A 20,561-nucleotide genomic window follows, 5' to 3' on the forward strand; every position below is an offset into this window, starting at 1 on the left:
GTGCGGCCCACCAGATGGACCGCCGGGCCGACCGGCTCGCCGCGGGTCTCGCCGACGTACGGGTCGCCGACCGGGTCGCCAAGCTCCGGTTCCCCGATCCGGCGCCGTGCGGCCGGACCCCGCTGACCGCCACCGGCCTGTCGAAGTCCTACGGATCCCTGGAGGTCTTCGCCGGCGTCGACCTGGCCATCGACCGCGGCGCGCGGGTCGTGATTCTCGGCCTCAACGGTGCCGGCAAGACGACCATGTTGCGGATGCTCGCGGGCGTCGAGTCCCCGGACACCGGCGAGGTCCACCATGGTCACGGGCTGCGGCTGGGGTACTACGCCCAGGAGCACGAGACGCTGGACACCGACCAGTCGGTGTTGGACAACATGCGCGCCACCGCGCCGGGCACCTCCGATGTGGAGCTGCGCCGCATCCTGGGTGCCTTCCTGTTCAGCGGAGACACCGTCGCCCAGCCGGCGGGCACGCTCTCGGGCGGGGAGAAAACCAGGCTGGCACTGGCCGGGCTCGTGTGCAGCGCCGCGAACGTGTTGCTGCTGGACGAGCCCACCAACAACCTCGACCCGGCGTCGCGTGGCGAGGTCCTCGCGGCCCTCGCCACGTTTCGAGGGGCGGTGGTGCTTGTCACCCACGACCCGGGCGCGGTCGAGGCGCTGGCCCCGGACAAGGTGCTCATGCTGCCCGACGGCGTCGAGGACTCCTGGTCCGCGGACCTCGCCGAGTTGATCACTCTCGCCTGACCGGGTAACCGCAACCCGCTGCCGTCGGCCACACCAGTTGTAGCTGTCCAGGGGCGTCGAGCAGGAGCGAGCAGGGGCGTCGTAGCAGGAGCGAGCAGGAGCGTTGAGCAAGGATGGTCGTGTGAGCGCGGAAGGTGGCACGAAGGCGGTTCTGGCCGCGCTGGCGGCCAATCTGGGGATCGCGGTGGCGAAGTTCGTCGCGTTTGTCATCACTCAGTCGTCGTCGATGCTGGCCGAGTCCATCCACTCGGTCGCGGATTCGGGCAACCAGGTCCTGCTCCTGCTCGGTCAGCGGCGCGCCACCCGTCCGGCCGATGAGGAACACCCGTTCGGTTACGGGCGCTCGCGCTACATCGCCGGCTTCCTCGTCGCGATCGTGCTGTTCAGCATCGGTGGCCTGTTCTCGGTCCACGAGGGCGTGGCGAAGCTGCGCCACCCACACGAGCTCGACAGCGCTGCGGTGGCGATCGTCGTCCTGCTCGTGGCGACGGTCCTGGAGGGGTTCTCCCTGCGCACCGCGATCGCCGAAGCCCGCCCGCTCAAGGGTGACGCCTCATGGTGGGGGTTCGTCCACGCCGCCCGTGCCCCGGAACTGCCCGTGGTGCTTCTGGAGGACCTTGCCGCGCTGGTGGGCCTCGTGTTCGCCCTTGCTGGCGTGGGTCTCACGCTGGCAACCGGCGACCCGATCTGGGACGGGGCGGGCACGCTGGCGATCGGCATCCTGCTGCTGACCGTGGCAGTGGTCGTGGCGGTCGAGACCCAGGCGATGTTGGTAGGGGAGGCGGCCACTCCGGCGATGGTCGCCACCATCCGTAGCGCTCTCGCGGGGTCGCCGCATGTCACGCGGGTCATTCATCTGCGCACGCTGCACCTCGGCCCGGATGAACTCCTCGTGGCAGCCAAGATCAGTATGGATGTCGAGCTGACCCTGCCCGCTGTCGCGCGCGCGATCGACGGCGCCGAGGCGGCGCTGCGGGCGGCTGTGCCGATCGCGTGCAGGGTCTACCTGGAGCCGGACATCGTCCACCAACCGGCTGACCGGCTGACCGGCTGACCGGCTGACCAGGAGGCCGGCAGGCGCGTTGCCGGTGAGTCACAGGGTCCCGGGCAGGAAGGCCCGGGCGACAATCGCGCTGAGGGCCCCGACAGTGGTCAGGCCCAGCGGAAGGGTGCCCGCCTGGGTCATGTCGCCCGGGCCCTGCGGGCGTGGGCTCGGTGCCAGCGCGGGTACCAGCAGCCAGCAGTAGAACGGCAGCCAGGACCGCTCGGGATGGGCGCCGGTCAGACCGGTCACCATCCCGAAGCCGATCGCGGGGACGGCGCCGACCAGAAAGGGCCAGCCGGGTGTGAGCCGGACCCGCCGTGCTGCCCGAATGATCGTCGGTCCGCAGGCGGCCAGGACGACCGCGAGACCGGGGGGGACGCGGGCGACCCACGCCGGGACACCCGCGGTGCTACCGGGGATGTGCGTGGTGGCGTGGACGACCTGGTCGTGCGCGACCGCCAGCCCGTCCGGCCAGGAAAACCCCAGGAACGCGGCCACGGACAGCGGCAGCAGGACGCAGCCGCCGGTGATCACGTTGAGCAGTGGTCGCCGCCGGACGAAGTACGTGGCCACTACCGTGATTCCCAGCCACGGCACCGCGTAGCCGCAGAGCGTCGCCACGCCGATTCCCAGGCCGCATCCCGCTGCCCACCGCAGGTGTCTACCCGGTTCGGATCCGATCACCCCGAGCGTGACGAAGGCGGCGGCCAGGGTCGCGGTCACTGCGTCCGCCGCCGGTATCCACACCGCCCACGGGGCCAGCACCAGCACCGGCACAAAGCGGCGGGCGGCCCGGTCGTGGCACAACGACCGGACCGCGATCGCGGCGAGCGGGACGGTGGCCGCGCCCACGACCGTCAGCACGACTCCCAGCGCGCTCGGGGCCCTGATGCCCAGCCGTGTCAGCGCCCACAGCACCAGCACCAGCCCGGGGGGATGTGCCCGGGTGCCGCTGCCGGAAGCGGCCCCCTGGTGGGCCCCCTGGTGGGCCCCCTGGTGGGTGTAGCTCCGCAGGAAGCCCACCGGGTCGGCGTCCGCGGCGGCCACATCCGACAGGTAGCCCGGCCCGTTGCCCAGTGGTCCGGCAAGGCCGCTCAGGCCGTGCACGGAAGCCAACGCGAGCGTCCATGCCAACGACGCCACGTAGGCGGTGATGAGCAGCGTGCCCCACCGCAGCCGGATGTGAACGTCTCGCCATGCGGCGACGATGACCACGGCCAGGACTGCCGGGGCGAGAAGGGACGTCGGCGAAATGTGCGGGCGCCGGTCCGCCGTGAACGGTATGCCGGCGAGCAGCGTCGGCAGCGGTTCGGCTTCGCCTCCGCCGGCGCGCAGGAGCGCGGTCAGGCCCAGACAGGCAATCAGCGCCCCCATCCAGATTGCGATTTCGCCGAACTCGGTCGGGTCTGCGCCGGTGAACGGTAGTCGTGGCAGACGGCTGCGACATCCCCGCGGATCGGAGCTCCCCGATCGAACGGCGGGCCGCAAAGGCGCTCTCATGGCTGCATGCCCGCCGCGATGCCCACATGTGCACCGTAGCCAGGTCGACGGTGCCGGGTTCGGGTGGTGCACGATGTTCACCGGCGCGGATTCGGCGATGGTCGTCGCGACGCGCCGAAGTCACTGTCGGACCAGACAGGGGCGATTAGGGACACTGGCCTTCGCTGACGTTGGTGGATGTGCCGATTCTCCTGCTGCGGTGGGCGAAACAGCCATCGGTCCCGTGGTCGGGCGTTGGTGGTCCGGTGATGGGAAGAAGGGAAAAGCCGAGCGCAGTCGGGGGGTTGGTCGGGCGCGTGAAGAGGACAGTGTGATGGATCACATGCGCTTCGAGTGGCGCGTTCACCGCGACTGAGTGAAGATCGGTTCGCAGATCATCTATCACGGAGGGGGCCACATTGGCCGAGCTTAGGAAAGGAACCCGGATCACCGGCGCGGAGCGCGACAAGCTTGCATCAGAGCTTCGGAAGAAGTATGAGGCGGGTCAGAGCATCCGCCTCCTCGCTGAGTCGTCGGGTCGTTCGTACGGGTTCGTTCACCGGATCCTCTCGGAGTCCGGAACAACTCTGAGAGGCCGGGGCGGCGCAACCCGCGGCAGTAAGAAGAAGAGCGTCTGATCATGTTGCAACCGGCCGCCGCCGATCTGGCGGCGGCCGGTCTGACCCTGACGATCGAGGGTTCGCGGGCGACCGTCACCGTCGATCGTCAGGATCGCGGCGCCGCCTGCGCGCGCGCCGTGCCCGCCGTGGGAGTGCTGGCCGATATCGGGAGATGTCTGCCCGGAAGCATTCGGCTTGTGCTTCTTCGGATCATCGGCGGTTTGCCACCGTTTGATCATGTCCGGGTCGACCCGACCGCTGCCGGCGGCCGGGACCGACCCGGCATGGCCGGTGACTGCCCTGGCATGGCCGGTGACTGCCCTGCCAGCCCTGCCAGCCCTGGCGTCGTTGGCGACCGCCAGTGCGCGCTCGACTGGTTGTCCCGGCCCGACCTGTTCAGCATCGCTGTCGTCAGCGGGTGGGCGGTGGGCGCTCTGCGCCTGGCACTCGCCTGCGACCTGCGGGTCTTCTGTGCGGACGCGTACCTGGCCATGGACGGGATCCGGCACGGTCGCGTTCCGGCGCTCGGGGTATCGGACACGTTGGTCGATCTGGTCGGCTATGGCCGGGCGCTGGACCTCTGCGTGACCGGACGGGCGGTATCCGGCACGCAGGCGTACATGTTGGGACTCGCGGACCGGGTCGCGGCCCCCGTCGATCTGGCGGATGCGGTGGAGGATCTCGCCGCCGCGCTGCTTGCCCCGCCCCGGGGCCTGGCCGTCGAGGTCAAGGCCTTGCTGCTGCACAGCCGCGAGCGCTCCCGACCAGACCAGCGCCGTGCCGAACGGGATGTCCAGCTGCGTGCCGAACGCGATACCCAGCTCCGCACGTCAGCTGAGGCAGTGCCGCCGGGATGACGGGCCGCCGGCGCGGGAATGATCCGTAGCCGCAGGCTGCTTACAGTGTTGTAGTTGTAATGACATCGACACCAAGGTGGACTGATGAGAATCGCGGACGGCGGGCCGCCCATCAGCGCACGGGCCTTCCAGCGTGACCGTTCGATCGCGCACCAGAAACTGCGGCCGGGCACTCTGCGCCGGATCGTGGGGTTCGCACGCCCGTACCGCCGGATGCTGGCCGGCTTCCTTGTGCTGATCGTCATCGACGCCGCGCTGGGCGCCACCACACCACTCATCTTCAAATCGATCATCGATGACGGAATCATTCCCGGGCGGGTGGGCGTCGTGGAGGCGCTCGCGGCGCTGGTCGGTGCGATCGCCATCGTCGACGCGCTGCTGGCGCTGGCGCAACGCTGGTTCTCGGTTCGCATCGGCGAAGGTCTCATCTTCGACATGCGGGCCCGGGTCTTCGACCACGTCCAACGTCAGCCGCTCGCCTTCTTCACCCGCGCCCAGACCGGTGCCCTGATCTCGCGGCTGAACAGCGACGTCCTGGGCGCGCAGTCGGCGTTCACCGGGACGCTGTCCGCCGTCCTGTCGAACGTCGTGTCCGTCGGTTTCGTCCTTGCGGCGATGATCGCGTTGTCGTGGCAGATCACCATCGTGTCGCTGGTCCTGCTGCCGGTGTTCGTCATCCCGGCGCGGTTGCTCGGTCCGAAACTCGCCGCGCTCACCCGGGAGGGCTACGGGCTCAACGCCGAGATGCACACGACGATGACCGAACGGTTCAACGTGTCGGGGGCACTGCTGGTCAAGCTCTACGGCCGGCCGTCGACGGAGAACCACAGCTTTGCCGCCAAGGCCTCCCGGGTCCGTGACATCGGTGTGACCCAGGCGATGTACGGCCGGATCTTCTTCGTCTCGTTGACGATGGTCGGGTCACTGGCGACCGCCATCGTCTACGGAGTCGGTGGCCGGTTCGCGGCCGAGGGTGTCCTCGCGGTCGGCACAGTCGTCGCGCTGACGTCGTACCTGTCCCGCCTCTACGGGCCGTTGACCCAGTTGTCGAACGTCAACGTCGACGTGATGACCGCGCTGGTCTCCTTCGAGCGGGTGTTCGAGGTGCTCGACCTGAGCCCGGCCATCGCCGACCGGCCGGACGCGGTCGACCTGCCCCGCGGGTCGGCGACGGTCGAGTTCGACGACGTCGGGTTCGGCTACCCGGCCGCGGACGAGGTGTCGCTTGCGTCGCTGGAGTCGGTGGCCATCCTCGACCGGCGGGTACCTGAACCCGTCCTGCATCACATCTCGTTCCGCATCGCACCCGGTGAGCTGGTGGCCCTGGTGGGGCCGTCCGGCGCAGGCAAGACGACGATCAGTCAACTGGTGCCCCGGATGTACGACGCACGTACCGGGACGGTCCGGGTCGGCGGCCATGACGTCCGCGACGTCACTCTTCGCTCATTGCGCGATGCCGTGGGCGTTGTCACACAGGATGCGCATCTGTTCCACGACACGATCCGGGCGAATCTCGTCTACGCCCGTCCGGAGGCGAGCGAGGAGCAGATGTGGTCGGCGATGGATGCGGCCATGATCGCATCCGTTGTGCGGGCGTTGCCCGACGGCCTCGACACGGTCGTCGGGGACCGTGGCTACCGGCTCTCCGGCGGTGAGAAGCAGCGGCTGGCGATCGCGCGGCTGCTGCTCAAGGAGCCCTCGATCGTCGTTCTCGACGAGGCCACCGCCCACCTTGACAGCGAGTCCGAGGCGGCGGTCCAGCGGGCGCTGGCCACCGCTCTGGCCGGTCGGACATCACTGGTGATCGCGCATCGCCTGTCCACGGTTCGCGACGCCGACCGGATTCTAGTGATCGACGGTGGACGGGTAGTCGAGAGCGGGCGGCACTCCCAGCTGCTGGCCAGCGGCGGCCTGTACGCGGAGCTGTACCGCACTCAGTTCGAAGGCCAGGCTCCAGCGCCGGCGGTCGAGGATCTGACCGCCGGCAATCGCGGCGAACAGGAAACCGCGGCCGTCGGCTGAACCGCGCCCGGGCAGCGTCGGTCACGTCGGGCGGTGTTTTCACACATGTGTGCCTGATTTCACCCGCGGACCATCCGGGTCATTTCGCAGGTGTTGTCCGGGCCGTTGCCCCGGGACCAACGGCGTCACGTGGTCGACGCGCGGCTCGCCGGCGTGCCTACGCCGGGCGTCCCCTTCCGCTGTCGGGAAGCGGCTCATCCGAGCTGTCGTCACCGTTCACCGCGGTCGCGTCGGGGTCGTCATGCGGGAGGGCGATGTCCACATCGCCGGATGGATGGCGGTGGATCGCCGGGTTTTCGCTCATCTGTCTGCCCACCGTGACCTGGGAAGTTACCTGGACCTGCCGGCCTGTGCACCCATTGGAGAGCTCTTCGTAGGGATCGCTCGGCTCCCTTGCCGACGCCCTGGTCCGGTTCGGTATCCACGCGCTGCGCAGCGGTGCGGACACGTCGACCGTACGCCGTCGCACCACGTACCGCAGCTTGTGGCGCGGCTGGGTCCTATTTCCTGTAGACGTAAAAGGTTCCGGGTGTCGTTCAGTCGATAGTGGGGGCGGTGTCCAAGCCCCCGGCATCATTTCCTAGGCTTATCCCGTGTCTCGTCGCGCGAAAATTGTGTGTACACTTGGTCCTGCCACCAGCTCACCCGACATGATCCGGGCGTTGGTCGAAGCCGGTATGGACATCGCCCGTCTCAACCTCTCCCATGGCTCCCACGACCAACATGCCGAGACCTACCTGCGCATCCGCGCCGCTGCTGACGCTGCCGGACGCAGTGTCGGCATCCTTGTCGATCTTCAGGGGCCGAAGATCAGGCTAGGGAAGTTCGGGTCCGGGCAGGTCACCCTGCTGCCCGGCCAACAGTTCACGATTACCACTGATGACGTCGTCGGTGATCAGCATCGGGTTGGAACGACGTTCTCAGGGCTGACCGCCGACGTCACCAAGGGTGACCGCATCCTCGTCGACGACGGCCGGCTGGTGCTTGACGTCACCGACGTGGTCGGCACCGACGTCCACACCACGGTCTCCATCGGTGGTCCGGTCAGCGATCACAAGGGGATGAACATCCCGGGCGCAGCCCTCGGGGTGCCCGCGTTGACCGACAAGGACACCGAGGACCTCCGCTTCGGGCTCGGTCTGCCTGCCGACATGATCGCTCTGTCGTTTGTCCGGTCGGCCGCCGACATCGAAAAGGTTCGAGCGGTGATGGACGAGGTCGGCGTGCGCCTCCCCGTCCTCGCCAAGATTGAGAAGCCGCAGGCAGTCGACCAGCTCGAGGAGATCGTCGAAGCGTTCGACGGCCTGATGATCGCCCGTGGTGACCTCGGCGTGGAAATGCCGTTGCAGGTCGTGCCGCTGGTCCAGAAACGCGCCGTGTCATGGGCGCGCGAGCGTGCGAAGCCGGTGATCGTGGCCACCCAGGTGCTGGAGTCGATGGTCCACGCCCCCCGGCCCACCCGTGCCGAGGCCAGCGACTGCGCCAATGCCGTCCTCGACGGTGCCGATGCGATCATGCTGTCGGCGGAGACCAGCGTCGGTGACTACCCCATCGAGGCGGTCTCCACGATGGCACGGATCATCGAGACGGTCGAGGTTGATCTTTCCCGGATTCCGCCGCTGCGGACCCGCCCACGCACGGTCGGCGGGGCGCTGGCCGAGGCCGCCGCGAACGTCGGCGGAGCCATGGGTGCCCGCTACCTCGTCGCGTTCACCCAGAGCGGGGACACAGCGCGCCGTCTCGCGCGGTACCGCAGCCCCATCCCGCTGTTGGCCTTCACGCCGGTGCCGGCCGTCCGCAGCCAGCTGGCGCTGCTGTGGGGCGTCGAGACCTTCCTGGTCCCGTTCGCGCACAGCACCGACGAGATGGTCCGGCAGGTCGACAACGCACTGGTGCAGCTGGAGCGTTGTCGGCCCGGTGAGCTGGTTGTCGTCGTCGCGGGGACACCGCCGGGTGTGGCCGGGATGACCAACACCATCCGGGTGCACCGTATCGGGGAGGAAGTCTAGCCATAGTGGTCGGCGCCGCAGTGCTCTGGGGTTGGCCGCGATCCGCGGATGTGCGGACCAGCCCGTAGTGTCTGCGGCACGATGATGGGGGGCCCGGGGTCGGGCGGACACCTGCGCTCTGTCCGTTCCGTCCAGGCACACTGGCTGGTCAGGGCGCACGCGCTGGCCAGGCGAACGCATGGCACAGCCGGATCGGGGCTGTGGCAGTTTGCGGGCAGTTTCCGGCGTCGACCACTATGTCCCTGGGCCACTCGCCGGACCCCGACCCGGCCCAGCTGACCCGGGAGCGTGTGCAATGACCGAACAGCCGGCACGGCGGCCTCGCGAAACAGACCGGGACGACGATGCCGGCGGGGAGGCCGGGGCGTCGCCGGCGCAGACCCCGTCCCGGGCGATGCGCCCGCAGAGTCCATCGGTGCGTCCCGCGGATGAGCCGGCCCAGTCGAGCGAGACGCCCGGGCCTCGCCGGGCAGGCGCGCCAGACCCGCGTGGACAGTCCGGGGCACATCGCTCGTCTCCGGGGAGCCCGGCTTCATCGGGTGCCGCTGGGTCGTCGGCTACGCGGGGTGCGGTCGGGTCGCCCCACGCGCGTCCCGCCGCCGGCGGCCAGGCGCCGCCGGCCCGGCGCCAGGTTGCGTCCCAACCGCCTCAGGCGACGACCAGTGCGACGGCGGCGTCAACCGGTCAACGTGCCGGTGGGCCATCCCGGCCTGGGTCGGAGATCGGCCAGACCTCCCAGCCTGAACCTGACCGTGCCGATGCTGACGGCGCGAAGGGCGCAAGCGGCACGGGCAGCCGTCCGAACACCACTCCGGCGCCCGTGCGACCGGCGGCGCCGGGTCCGACACCTGGACCCGCGCCGGTAGCGCCGGTAGCGCCGGTAGCGCCGCGCGCGGTACCGCCGCAGGTCGACACTCGCCAGGCTGAACATCGGCGGCCCCAACCCCCGGAACCGATCGGGCGCCGGGCGGTTGATCGTAGGCAGGATGATCATGTATCAGGTGATCGTCGATTGGATGGCGCGGCGCCCGGGCCGGCCAAACCCTCCGGTGGCGGGTCGCCCGCGGCGGCGCAACCTCGTTCCCCGGAACGTCCCGCTGTGCGGATCTCCCCGCAGCAGGCACGGTCACCGGCGCCGGAGGCGGGATCTGAGCCCGCCAAACCGCCGTCCCGGATGCCCGCGCCCCACCCGCAGGCCGCGCCCCACCCGCAGGCCGGACCGCAGCGGCAGGCCGGAGCACAGCCGTCTGTGCCGCCGAGCCAACCCCAGTCCCGGCCGCACGGGCCCGTACCGGCGCGATCGCCGGCGGTGGGACCGCACGGGGGTCCGGGTGAGCGTCCCCGGTATCGGCAACCACAGCCGCCACCAGGCATGCCGTGGCCACCCGTGGCCGCGCCGGACCCGCTGGACACGCCGCGCCAGACCCGGGGGCGCGAGCCGCAGTACCCCTTCCCTGCGCATCGGGACTTCGACGCTGCGCCTGCCCCAGCTATCCCATCTATTCCATCCGCCCCAGCTATCCCATCCGTCCCGGCTGTCGATCCGAGCGAAGCTCCGCGGGGCGTGATCGGTTCTCGGCCGGCGTACCCGAACGCCGAGCCGGAGTTCGGGTACCACGGGCGTACCGACGAGCCGGCCGATCCCGGCGGCGGCCGACAAGGGCGCCCTCATGGTTCTTTTCGCACACCCGGGAACCCCAAACACGCCGCTGCCGGGCCAGCCGGTGCACGGGAGTGGGCGACAGCCGAACCGGAATCGAGCCTCGACCCACGGGCCGGCCACCTGCCTGACATGGGATCCCAGGCACCGGGAGGGATATCCGGGCAGGTTCACGCTCGCGAACGTGGCGTTACCCAGCGGCCCGTCGCCCCGCAGAGCGTGGCGCAGAGCGTGGCGCAGGATGCCCCGCTCGAAGGCGCGGTTGCCGAACATGTCCCCGACCTCGAGCGTGGCGGCGCCGGTGCGGGGCGGTCCGCGCAGCCCCAACCCGCAGGGGCCGGGCGGCTTGCCGGTCTCGTCGTCTGCGCCGCTGGTGTGGCTGCCGGGGCTGGCGCGGTGTTGCCGTGGAGCATCCTGAGCAGCGGGGCGGAGACTCGCACGTTTTCGGGCCTGACGGTTGGCGACGGTCGTGTGACAATGGTTGCCGGTGCGCTGCTGATGGTGATCGGTTTCGCGCGCGTGCTCGGGCGCCCAACGGGAGCGGCGGATGGGCTGGTCGTGCGGGTGCTCGCGGCCGGGGTCACGGTGCTGTCCACGATGGACATCGTCGCGGGACCGCCGTCGTTGTCGTCCTTCCGCGGCCTTTCAGCCGATCAGATAAGCGTGGTTCCCGAGTCCGGACTCGTCCTGACCCTGGTCGCCGGTCTGGTCGCGCTTGCCGGGAGCGTGCGGTTGCGGCGCGGGCACCCGGCCCCGTGATAGGCCCAAGGTAGGCAGGTAACCGTACGGGGAGGATGGCGTGTCCGACCAGGATCGCAGTCCATGGGTGCCCCCGCCGGCCGAGCGCTCGGCCGGCGGGGGCACGACCGATGCCGGCCCCCGATCGCGACCGACCGGTGCGGACGTCGGACCCGACCAGCAGTGGCGAGCGGAGCGGCGCGCGGCAATGGCCCGCACGGCTGATCCGCGTTGGGCCCGGTCGTACGACGGCGCCACGCCACCGCAGGGCCCTGCCGGCCCGCAAGGCCCCGCCGGCGGCCCGCAGGGCCCCGCCGGTACAGATGCCGTGGACGAGGTGGCTGGCGGCCGGGAACGTCACCTGTGGGGCGCGCCGCTCGCGATTCACCTGCAGGAAGCCGGCGGCGCCACGAGGATGGCCGCGAGCCCCCGGCCGGGGTTGAGCCGGACGGTCGGCGGGCTGCTGGTGCTCGCAGCCGGGGTCCTCAGCGCCGTCGGTGCGGTCATGACATGGGCGACCGTCAGCGCCTTCGGGTTGGCGTCGATTCCGGTCAGGGGCACCGACGCCGACCAGTACGGCGGGACGACGCTGGTGCTCGGTGTCCTGTCCGCCGTCCTGGGCGCGGTGCTGATCGGCCGTGCCCGGACCGGCTGGGAATGGATCATCTCCGCGGTCGCCGGCACGATGATCGTTCTGATGGCGATCGTCGACATGCTCCAGCTCCTGCGTGGCTCCCGACCCGATGGGATCGCCCTGGGTATCTCGGTCGACATCGGGCCGGGTCTGTGGGTCACGCTCCTCGGCGGCTGTGCTGTCGTCGGTGGCTCGCTGTTCGCCCGGTTCGGAACGCGCCGTGCCCGTCCCCCATTTGGGGGTCCTGCGTCCTGAGCTGTGGGGTCATGACACCACCTGCGGTCGGGGCCAGGCTGTGTGATGGTCGCCGAGCGACTCCGATCGGCGCGTTTCCACCCTGAAGCGGGGGGCAGGGTGGGGACGCCGCCTAGCGTCATCCGGCGTGGTCGGGCTGCAGATAGCCGTCTTCCACCGCCCGGCGGTACAGGTCGATCTTGGTTGTCGCGTCCCGGCCGACCTTGCGGTATTTCATCCTGACCCGTTCGATGTACTGCTTGGCGGTCTCGGTGCCCACGTTCATGCGTTTGCTGACCAACTTCATGGGCATTCCGCCCGCATACAGCCGCAGCGCCTCGCGTTCCTGTGCGGACAGCGTCGGGCGATCGGGCGCGTCGTCGGTCAACAGGACGAAGGCGAGCTGGGGCGACACCCAGCCGCAGCCGGCCGCCGCAGCCCGGATGGCCGTCGCCAGGTCGTCGACGGTCTCGGTCTTGGGTACGAAGCCGTAGGCCCCGGCGCGGATGGCTTCGCGGACCGCGGTCGGTGCGGCCGTCGCGCTGAAGACGACCACGGCGGGGCCGGTGTCGGCCAGACATCGGATGTTGTCCGGCGCGGTGCTGCCATCGCCGAGGTCGAGATCGAGCAGGACGACGTCGGCGTGGCGTCCCGGGCCCGCGAGGAGCTCCGCCATGCTGGCGGCTTTGGCCACGAGTCTGCAGTCGGGCGTCGCCGCGAGTAACCCCTCGAGTCCGTGCAGGACGATGGGGTGATCATCGACGGCCGCGACAGTGATCATCCGACCTGCGGCGTAAGGGCACGGGCCACCGGGCCCGGCAGCGCCCACCACTTCACCCTCTCAAGCATGTGCGTCCCTTCTGAGTGGATCAGTGATCGGTCGTGGTCGGGCGGCGGGTGTCCTCATCGGCTCCATCGCAGCTCCAGGGAACCGCGGCCGTCCACCATGTCCGCGAGCGCGTCAAGGTGGCCGTCCTGATTGCCGTCAAGATGACAGCCCGGGTCGATGATCGGAATGGCCTGTACGGCCTGTACGGGAGCGGGGAAGGACACGAACACCTGTGCCTCGTCGGTCCCGCCGAGCACGGTGAGCAGAACTCGACCTGTGGCGACCGATGCGAGGGACTCGTCGACTATTCGGGCAATCGCGCTGCGCGCCTGCGCTGGAACGTCACGCAGGTCTCCGGCCAGCTGCGTCTCGACCCGCAGGCCTCGGCGCTCGGCGGAGGCGATCACATGTTCGAGGTCCGTGGCGGTCGTTCCGGCCAGCATCCGGCGCAGCGTCGCAGCCTGGGCGGCACAGCGGCTGCGCACGGCCTCGTCGGCCGGGTCGAGCAGGCCGTCGGCGATCGCCCGTACCAGCGGCAGCGTGCGGGTCGCGAGTATGTCCCACCGGCGGGCGCGGTCGGCCCGGACCGCTGCGGCGGCGACCTCCAGCGCGCTGCGGTCGGCCTCGGTCGCCACGGTCCGCGCAACGGTCGGGCCGGCTGCGGCCATGGCGCGGCGGATCACCGTGACCGCCAGCGCCGGCACCCACAGACCCCAGGTCACCGCGACCAGCCGCGCCAATGCAAGCGGCACCGGGCCGACCTCGCGCAGGGCGAGCACGGTGGCCAGAACCGTCACCGTGGTGGCGCCGAGGAGGGCCTCGCGGGTCGGACGGCTCACCGCCGTCGCAACCAGTAGCCAACCGGCGCCGAGCAGCGCCCAGTTGGCGAAACCGACCACGTTGTACCCACGGCAGGTCAGGCCGACCAGAAGCTCCGCGAGCGCCGCAGCGCCCAGCAGGCCGGCGGACTCCCGTCCCCGCAGACCTCGCCTGATCATGGCGGGGACGGTGCGGACGGCAAGAGCGGCCAGCCCGAGCCACACCACCAGCGAGACCAGCGGCCAGCGGTAGGTCTGCGCCATGGTGACGGCGGGCAGCGCCATCGCCGCGTGCCAGCAGACGATGAAGACGGCGACGCCGCGGGCCAGCCCGGTCTCGTGGCCGGTGCGGATGAGCCGGCCGCTGTCGTGGGCCAGCGCCGCCCGCGCCGCCGCTGCCGCTGCCGGCGTGCCGTCCCGGGATGCCCCCCGGGCGAGGAATGTCTCCAGGACGGCGAGGTCATCCGCGCAGCGGTTGCGGATATCGGCCGTGGGTACCGGCGCCGTCGCCGTTGGCGTAGGCGTAGGCGTAGGCGTGACCGGATCAAGGGGTTGCGCGCCGTTCATCGCGATTCCGGTGAGGGTGTTGACGAGCGTGTCGTGAACGATGCGTTCCTGTTCCCGGCGGTCCTGCGTCCGGGATTGGGTGATCGTGGCGATCCGGTACCGGCGTACCGCCGCGACGAGGTCGATGTCGGCGTCGGCTGCGTGAGCGCGGCAGGTGCGCACGGCAAGCGCCCAGACTGTCGTGATGACCGCGAGCAGCACCACGGAGCGCACCGGCACGCCGGGGGCCGGACCCGACGGCCCCACCATGGCCGCACCGGCCCAGTAGGCTGCCGCGACGCTCGCGACGGCTGGCACGGCGGCCCGCACCGGCAGGCACCACGCCGCCGTCACGGTGACCCCGCCCACGGTGACGTAGACCCAGTTGGAGGCGTCTCCGACGGTCGCGGGTGGGACCAGCAGCGCGCCGAAGCAGGCCAGCGGTCCGGCGAACGCGAGCTCAAGGGAGCTGATGCGTGGGTCGAGGCCGTTGCGGGCGAGGAGGACCGCGACGATCACAGTCCAGCCGGCGGCCGCGAGCGGACCGGCGAGCGTCCACGGGTGTGCCCAGGTCCACGACCACCAGATCGCGACCTGCGCGAGGCTCAGCACGCCGATCAGGACACGGAACAGGACGGCCGCACGGGCCATGACCACGCCGTGTGAGGCAACGGCGAAGCCCTTGCGATCAGGCGGCGGTGCGTCAGGTGGCATGGTCACGCCGTCCTCGGCCGGTCAGGTGCATCGACAACGCCTGCTATTTCAGCAGATGGAAACGTCGGTGTATGACGCCACCGGCCCAACCGGTTCGCTCGCGTCGGGCTCGGGCGCGCTGCAACACTGCACTGATGGCGGGACGGCTGGCTGTCGTCGGCGTGGGTGCGGTCGGCGGGTTCTTCGCCGCCCGAGCGGCGGTCGCAGGGGCCGACGTGCAGCTCTGCGCGCGTCGACGGTTCGACGAGCTGGTGGTCCGGGGCCCGGACGGGGTGTTCCGCGCCGAACTGCCAGTCTGGACCAGACCCGAGCAGGCCGACCCGGTCGACTGGGTGCTGCTGGCGACGAAGGTCCATCAGAATGCGGCGGCGCTCGCGTGGTTGAGGCATCTGGTCGGTCCGGACACCATCGTCGTGGTGGCCCAGAACGGCGTCCGCCACGCCGAGCGGGTCGCGGCGGTGGTCCCCGCGGACCGGGTGCTCCCCACGGTCGTCTACATCAACGCCGAGCCGGTCGCGCCCGGCGTGGTCGAACACCACAATTACGGGTTCCTGCACGTTCCGGCGGGTGCTCTCGCCGACCGTTTCGCCGAGGTCCTGCCCGGTGCCGGGCTGCTGCGACCGGTGGACGACTTCGCCGTCACAGCCTGGACGAAACTGACCGCCAACACCGCGGCGAACTCGCTGACCGCGCTGACCGGCCGGCGCCTGGAGGTGTTGCGTCGAGCGGATGTGGGCCGGCTCGCGGTGAGCATCATGCGCGAAGCGGTCGCCGTCGCCCACGCCGACGGTGCGGCCGTTCCCGCCGACCTGGCGGAGGTGACCATCGACCGGCTGCGCAATCAGCCCGCCGGGTCGGGTACGTCGATGCTCTACGACCGGTTGGCGGGCCGTCCCCTGGAACATGAGGCCCTGATCGGCGCGGTGGTTCGGATCGGCGCCGAGCACGGTGTCCCCACCGCGGTGTGTGCGCACATTCTTCCCCTGCTGGCCGCGATCAGCGACGCCGCGTCGCCGTTGCCGGTCGCGCGCACGGATTCATGACGCGCGCGACCGGCGGGCTGCCTCCTGGAGCTACCCGATGGTCCAGTACTGGTCCGCGTTGGCCAGACTGCGCAGGTCGCCGCCGTTGCCGAAGGCCACGCCCGTCCCGCCGACCTGGATACGCAGATAGAGGTTTCCACCGGAGACGAAGTACTGACCGTCCTGGCCGATGCCGGCGACGCTCGAGGCCATCTTCACCGCAACGTCCTGCCCCCAGAACTTGAAGCTGGCCTTGGGCGCGGACGTGCCCGACCAGGGGATGACCAGGTCGACAAAGCCGGGATCGGTGCCGTGGATGTCGAAGTCGAGCGAGCTGAGCGCTCCGCCGGACGGAGGAGCCAGCTGGTACCGCTGGCCTTCGACCACCCCGACGGTGCCGCTGTAGGCGGTGACGCCGTCGGCGCGCTTCCACGTCCAGTGATCTTCGACCAGGCCGAAGCGCAGGCGCATGAAGCCGCGGTTGAGCGGGCTCCAGGTACCGAAGTCCGCGCCCTGGAAGTAGTCCAGACCGACCCGGCTGTAGATGGTCTTGTCTGTCGGCGCCCGCAGCAGAGCGGAGTTGTTGTCGATGATTGCCGGCACGCCGTCACCCTTGACCGAGCCGTCGAGGTCGGCGAACCAGTGTGCGTGACCGGCCTCCGCGGCTTCGAAGTACGGGCTGTTGCTGGCGAACAGGGTGCGGTAGCCGTCACCGAAGAACTTCAGGCTCTTCACCCGGTTGGTGGCGTCCCACGTGCTTGCGCCGATGTCGCTGATGGCCGCAAGCCCGGGATCCGATCCGGCGCCCTGCTTGAAGTTGGCGAGCCATGTTCCGTTCGTGTCGCACTGGCCGTGGTAGAAGCGGATCAGTGCCTGGATGTGCCCGGTTTCACTGCCGCTGTTGGCGGTGTTGTTGCCGATGAGCAGACCGTTGTTGACGGCGGTGTCCTGGCAGTTGAGGGCAATGCTGTTGTTCGCGGCGGTGGGATTGTTGGTCGTGAGCGCGCCGTCGATCCACAGACCGAAGCCCTCGTTTTTCCACACGTTCGGATTGATCATGGTGCCACGCTTGGCATAGTCGCCGTTGTAGGCTTCCACGCTGATTCCCGAACCTGGCACGCCCTCCGCCGGGAAATCGGAGGGGTGGATGGTGTGTGAGTGGGCGGTGCTGTTCTGATTGAGACCGAACGGCTTGTCGACCGCGTCGTGGATCGCGTCGTCGCTGGCGTTTCCGGCGTCGACCGCGTTCATGTCGAAGTCGTACCAGATGCCCACGCCGTCACCACCGGCGGCGGAGTTGCCGCTCAGCGTGTTGTTCGGATCGGTGATCCAGAATTCCGACGGGATCTGGTCGGACGCGCGTAGCGGTTTGCTACCCGCCGGGACCTGCCGGACGCCCATCACCAGGTTGTTGCTGAGGACGTTGCCCTCCTCGACGCGGTCTTCGAGGAAGAAACCGGCACCGTAGGTCTCGTCGGCCACCACCCCGTTGACATGCACGTTGTTGGTCCGGTGGATGGTGACCATGCGGTTGAAGCTGTCGATGATGCTGATGCTGTCCACCAGCGACGCGCTCTGATCGCCGGCCCAGTGCCAGTGGATCGGGTAGCGGGCCAGCACCCCGAGCTGACCCATGTGGATGAGTTCGGTGTTCGACATGCGCAGCGCGCCACCGGACATGATCATGACGTGGCCGCCGAACTTCGTCGTCGCCGCGTCATCGGGGCCGGTGATCACGATGTTGTGCGACAGCAGGCCGACTTCGGCCCGCTCCTCGACCGAGCGGGTCTGCCCGCCGGAGGTCTGCGTGGTGACGATCGACGCGTGCTTGTGGATCAGCGGCTTGCTGATCGTGACCGTCCTGCCGTCCGCTGAAACCCCGGAAACCGTGACGCGTTCCTTGTGGTTCACGTCGAGGTCGGAGGATGCGACGACGATGAGATCACCGGCACGCCACGACACGGGGTCGATGAGCGCGAGGGTCGTGGCGCCGGCGTTGGCCGTCTGGGACAGCTTTGTCCAGGTCTGCCCGGAATCCCGACCGTGGATCTCGATACGGCCACCCATCGAGCCCAGGACGTTCGCGCCCATACCCATGGTGTTGTCGGTCGAGCGGCCGTCGAGGATGAGCCTGATGGCGCTGGTGAGCGGGGCCTTCTCGCTACCCATCCAGAACCGCCCGTGCACCATGACGTAGGCCGTGCGCAGGGTCGTCGGCCGGTCCGCGAACGCGAGGTCGCCGCTGACCACCAAGCCCCCCAGCTTGGGCAGGTCGACATCGACGAGTATCTGTTTGCCGGCCGCGACGGTGACGACGTCACCCGCGGCGGGGACCTTGCCGCCCCACGTCGCGGGATTGCTCCACTTCGCGAACGTGGCGAAGTCGGGCGCGGTGACCCCGGGTTGAGCCGGCGGCACGGGCGTTGTCGGGACGCCCGGGGCCGGTGTCGCGGGCGCGCCGGTGGCCTCCGGGCTGCGGCTGCCGATCGGGGTTGTCGGGGTCGTCGGGTCCTGACAGGCCGCGAGCGTGGACAATAGGCCGACGACGGCGATGCCGGCCGCCATCGTCGTTCGGCGCCGGTGCAATCGTCGGCGTCTGCCACGAACAGGGAACATCTGGCTCCATCACCACTTTACATTCGGTAACCGGTCGACGTCCTGGCTGCCCCCCCGATCACGTAACGTGACCAGGAATGTCATGATAGACCAATGGCTCATAGGCGCCGTTTTAGGGTCAGGTCGTGGTTGCGGCGTCACGCCTGCGTGGCTCCGCGTTCACGCGGCCGGTTCCGCGACGACCTTACTGACGATGTGCTCGGCGATGGCCAAAGACGCGGTTGCGCCCGGTGATGGCGCGTTGCGGACGTGCACAATCCGTCCACGGATCGACAACACGAAGTCGTCCACCAGGCTGCCGTCCCGGGCGACCGCCTGCGCGCGTACGCCGGCCGGCCCCCGCACGACGTCAGCGGCCTGTAGCTGCGGGACGTACCGGCGGGCCTGCGCGACGAACGCGCGCCGGCTGGCCGTCCGCAGGATCTCACGTGCTCCGGTCTTCCAGTGCGTGCGGGCCATCTTGTGGAAGCCAGGCCAGGCAAGCGTCGCGCGCAGGTCCGATCCCGCGACGGTCAGGGCCGTGTATCCTTCCCTGGCAGTCGCCAGAACCGCGTTCGGGCCGACCAGGATCTCGCCGTCCACCCGTTTGGTCAGATGGATGCCGAGAAACGGGTACCGCGGGTCCGGTACCGGATAGATCAGTCCTCGCACCAGCCCCCGACGCTCCGGCCGTAGCAGCCAGTAGTCGCCACGAAATGGGATGATCTGCGGTGAGGGATCTTCCCCGGTGAACGCCGCGACCTGGTCGGACTGCAGCCCCGCGCAGGCGATGAGAAGGTCGAACGGCCCAGCCGTCTCGGTCACCTCCGTGACCGTGCCACCGGCCTTCAACGTGGTCGCGCGGCTGCCGTTGGGGGTCACCCGGGCCGTTCCCCGGATCCGCAGACCCAGCCGAACGCCGTCGCCGCGTTCCTCGACCGACACGACCTCGGCACCTGTACGGACCGACCCGCCCGCGTCCAGGATGTCGTCCCGCAGCGCTCGGGCCACGGCCGGGTAGTCCACGATCGCGGTCGTGGGGGAGTACAGTGCGGCCACCCCACGGGCATGCGGTTCGTAGCGGCGCAGGCCGGCCGGGTCCAGCATGGTCGTGTCCGGGACGCCGTTGGCGTGGGCGCGGTCGGCGATGTCGGCGAGCCTGCCCAGCTCGCTGGTGTCAACCGCTACGACGATCTTCCCGCACTCGTCGTAGCGGATGCGGTGGGCGGCGCAGTACTCCTTGAGTAGCGCGACACCGCGTCGGCACAGTGTCGCCTTCAGCGAGCCGGGCTGGTAGTAGAGCCCGGCGTGGACCACCCCGCTGTTGTGCCCGGTCTGATGCCGGGCGACGTCGTGTTCCTTCTCGAAGACCGTGACGGTGGCGCCCGGATCGATCTGTCCGATCCGTCGGGCCACCGCCAAGCCCACGATCCCACCGCCGATGACCGCGACCCGACCCGCCACGTGTCCTGCCCCCTCTGGTTGTTTGCCACCATTGGTGTGGCCTGCCCCCAGTATCGGGGGACGTGGGCGGGCGGTCGGTCCCGTCCCTGCGTGGATCCCCTCGAACGCCGTTGGGTAGCGGCCTCCTACCCGAACAGCCCTCGACCCGACGGACCTCCTACCCGACGGACCTCCTACCCGAAGAAGTGGCCGGGTGGGTAGGCCCGGTCGGTTCGGGAGCGCGGCATGCCCCGGAGCGCATCGGTCAGCGTCCGCGCGGTGTTGACCAGCGGCACATGACTGAACGCCTGCGGGAAGTTGCCGACCATGCGCCCCAGCCGCGGGTCGTACTCTTCCGCCAGCAGCCCCACGTCGTTACGCAGGGCCAGTAGCCGTTCGAACAGCTCCTGGGCCTCGCGCACCCGCCCCGACAGCGCGTAGTTGTCGGCGAGCCAGAAGGTGCAGGCCAGGAAGGCGCCCTCACCAGCGGGCAGCCCGTCCACGGCACCGTCCTCGGCGGTCGGGTAGCGCAGTACGAAGCCGTCCTGCA

General features: G+C 69.9%; 16 protein-coding genes. 9 read left to right on the forward strand and 7 right to left on the reverse strand.

Going from position 1 to position 20,561, the window contains the following annotated elements; all coding sequences use genetic code 11:
* On the forward strand, nucleotides 1-746 hold a 746-nt coding region (locus U9979_RS10260; protein ID WP_322779190.1), incomplete at its 5' end, for an ATP-binding cassette domain-containing protein.
* A 121-nt stretch (nucleotides 747-867) separates the two neighbouring features.
* Nucleotides 868-1,800, forward strand: coding sequence for a cation diffusion facilitator family transporter (locus U9979_RS10265; RefSeq protein WP_322749202.1), 933 nt, complete (start codon nucleotides 868-870; stop codon nucleotides 1,798-1,800).
* Nucleotides 1,801-1,839: 39 nt separating this feature from the next.
* Here U9979_RS10265 and U9979_RS10270 read toward each other — a convergent pair whose 3' ends face one another.
* Entirely contained in the window at nucleotides 1,840-3,165 is a 1,326-nt protein-coding gene (locus U9979_RS10270; protein WP_322779191.1) for a hypothetical protein, read from the reverse strand.
* Nucleotides 3,166-3,689: 524 nt separating this feature from the next.
* Between U9979_RS10270 and U9979_RS10275 the strand changes: the two genes are divergently transcribed.
* The 3 genes from U9979_RS10275 to U9979_RS10285 all read left to right on the forward strand — a co-directional run bounded on the left by U9979_RS10275 (nucleotide 3,690) and on the right by U9979_RS10285 (nucleotide 6,769).
* The gene (locus tag U9979_RS10275) at nucleotides 3,690-3,908 is read left to right on the forward strand and encodes a helix-turn-helix domain-containing protein (protein ID WP_131766260.1); all 219 of its coding nucleotides are present in this window, start codon (nucleotides 3,690-3,692) and stop codon (nucleotides 3,906-3,908) included.
* A gap of 2 nt (nucleotides 3,909-3,910) precedes the next feature.
* Complete coding sequence (locus U9979_RS10280; RefSeq protein WP_322779192.1) at nucleotides 3,911-4,747, forward strand: enoyl-CoA hydratase/isomerase family protein; 837 nt, start codon at nucleotides 3,911-3,913, stop codon at nucleotides 4,745-4,747.
* 84 nt (nucleotides 4,748-4,831) lie between these two features.
* Nucleotides 4,832-6,769 (forward strand): ABC transporter ATP-binding protein, encoded by a 1,938-nt coding sequence (locus U9979_RS10285; protein ID WP_322779193.1) that lies wholly within the window; start codon nucleotides 4,832-4,834, stop codon nucleotides 6,767-6,769.
* Between the two features lie 157 nt (nucleotides 6,770-6,926).
* Here the strand turns inward: U9979_RS10285 and U9979_RS10290 are convergent, their stop codons facing one another.
* A complete protein-coding gene (locus U9979_RS10290) occupies nucleotides 6,927-7,073 on the reverse strand; it encodes a hypothetical protein (RefSeq protein WP_322750023.1) in 147 nt (48 codons plus the stop codon).
* A gap of 289 nt (nucleotides 7,074-7,362) precedes the next feature.
* Here U9979_RS10290 and pyk point away from each other — a divergent pair, with 289 nt between their 5' ends.
* From pyk to U9979_RS10305, 3 genes are all read left to right on the forward strand, one after another.
* Nucleotides 7,363-8,778, forward strand: a complete 1,416-nt coding sequence (gene pyk / locus U9979_RS10295; protein WP_322779194.1) for a pyruvate kinase — start codon at nucleotides 7,363-7,365, stop codon at nucleotides 8,776-8,778.
* Between the two features lie 1,564 nt (nucleotides 8,779-10,342).
* A complete protein-coding gene (locus tag U9979_RS10300; RefSeq protein WP_322779195.1) occupies nucleotides 10,343-11,197 on the forward strand; it encodes a hypothetical protein in 855 nt (284 codons plus the stop codon).
* Nucleotides 11,198-11,237: 40 nt separating this feature from the next.
* Nucleotides 11,238-12,065 (forward strand): hypothetical protein, encoded by an 828-nt coding sequence (locus U9979_RS10305; protein WP_322750020.1) that lies wholly within the window; start codon nucleotides 11,238-11,240, stop codon nucleotides 12,063-12,065.
* A gap of 118 nt (nucleotides 12,066-12,183) precedes the next feature.
* Here the strand turns inward: U9979_RS10305 and U9979_RS10310 are convergent, their stop codons facing one another.
* A complete protein-coding gene (locus U9979_RS10310; protein WP_322750019.1) occupies nucleotides 12,184-12,825 on the reverse strand; it encodes a response regulator transcription factor in 642 nt (213 codons plus the stop codon).
* 122 nt (nucleotides 12,826-12,947) lie between these two features.
* Nucleotides 12,948-14,951, reverse strand: coding sequence for a hypothetical protein (locus U9979_RS10315; RefSeq protein ID WP_322779196.1), 2,004 nt, complete (start codon nucleotides 14,949-14,951; stop codon nucleotides 12,948-12,950).
* A gap of 134 nt (nucleotides 14,952-15,085) precedes the next feature.
* Here U9979_RS10315 and U9979_RS10320 point away from each other — a divergent pair, with 134 nt between their 5' ends.
* Complete coding sequence (locus U9979_RS10320; protein WP_322779197.1) at nucleotides 15,086-15,994, forward strand: 2-dehydropantoate 2-reductase; 909 nt, start codon at nucleotides 15,086-15,088, stop codon at nucleotides 15,992-15,994.
* A 30-nt stretch (nucleotides 15,995-16,024) separates the two neighbouring features.
* On the opposite strand, the gene U9979_RS10325 is transcribed toward U9979_RS10320, so the two are convergent.
* From U9979_RS10325 to U9979_RS10335, 3 genes are all read right to left on the reverse strand, one after another.
* Nucleotides 16,025-18,538: a G8 domain-containing protein gene (locus U9979_RS10325; RefSeq protein ID WP_322750016.1), complete on the reverse strand. Its 2,514-nt coding sequence runs from the start codon at nucleotides 18,536-18,538 to the stop codon at nucleotides 16,025-16,027.
* A 210-nt stretch (nucleotides 18,539-18,748) separates the two neighbouring features.
* Nucleotides 18,749-20,032, reverse strand: a complete 1,284-nt coding sequence (locus U9979_RS10330; protein WP_322750015.1) for an L-2-hydroxyglutarate oxidase — start codon at nucleotides 20,030-20,032, stop codon at nucleotides 18,749-18,751.
* A 173-nt stretch (nucleotides 20,033-20,205) separates the two neighbouring features.
* On the reverse strand, nucleotides 20,206-20,561 hold a 356-nt coding region (locus U9979_RS10335), incomplete at its 5' end, for a glycoside hydrolase family 15 protein (protein ID WP_322779198.1).

Origin of the sequence: Protofrankia sp. Cas4 (genome assembly GCF_963555915.1) — a bacterium.
Lineage (GTDB): Bacteria > Actinomycetota > Actinomycetes > Frankiales > Frankiaceae > Protofrankia.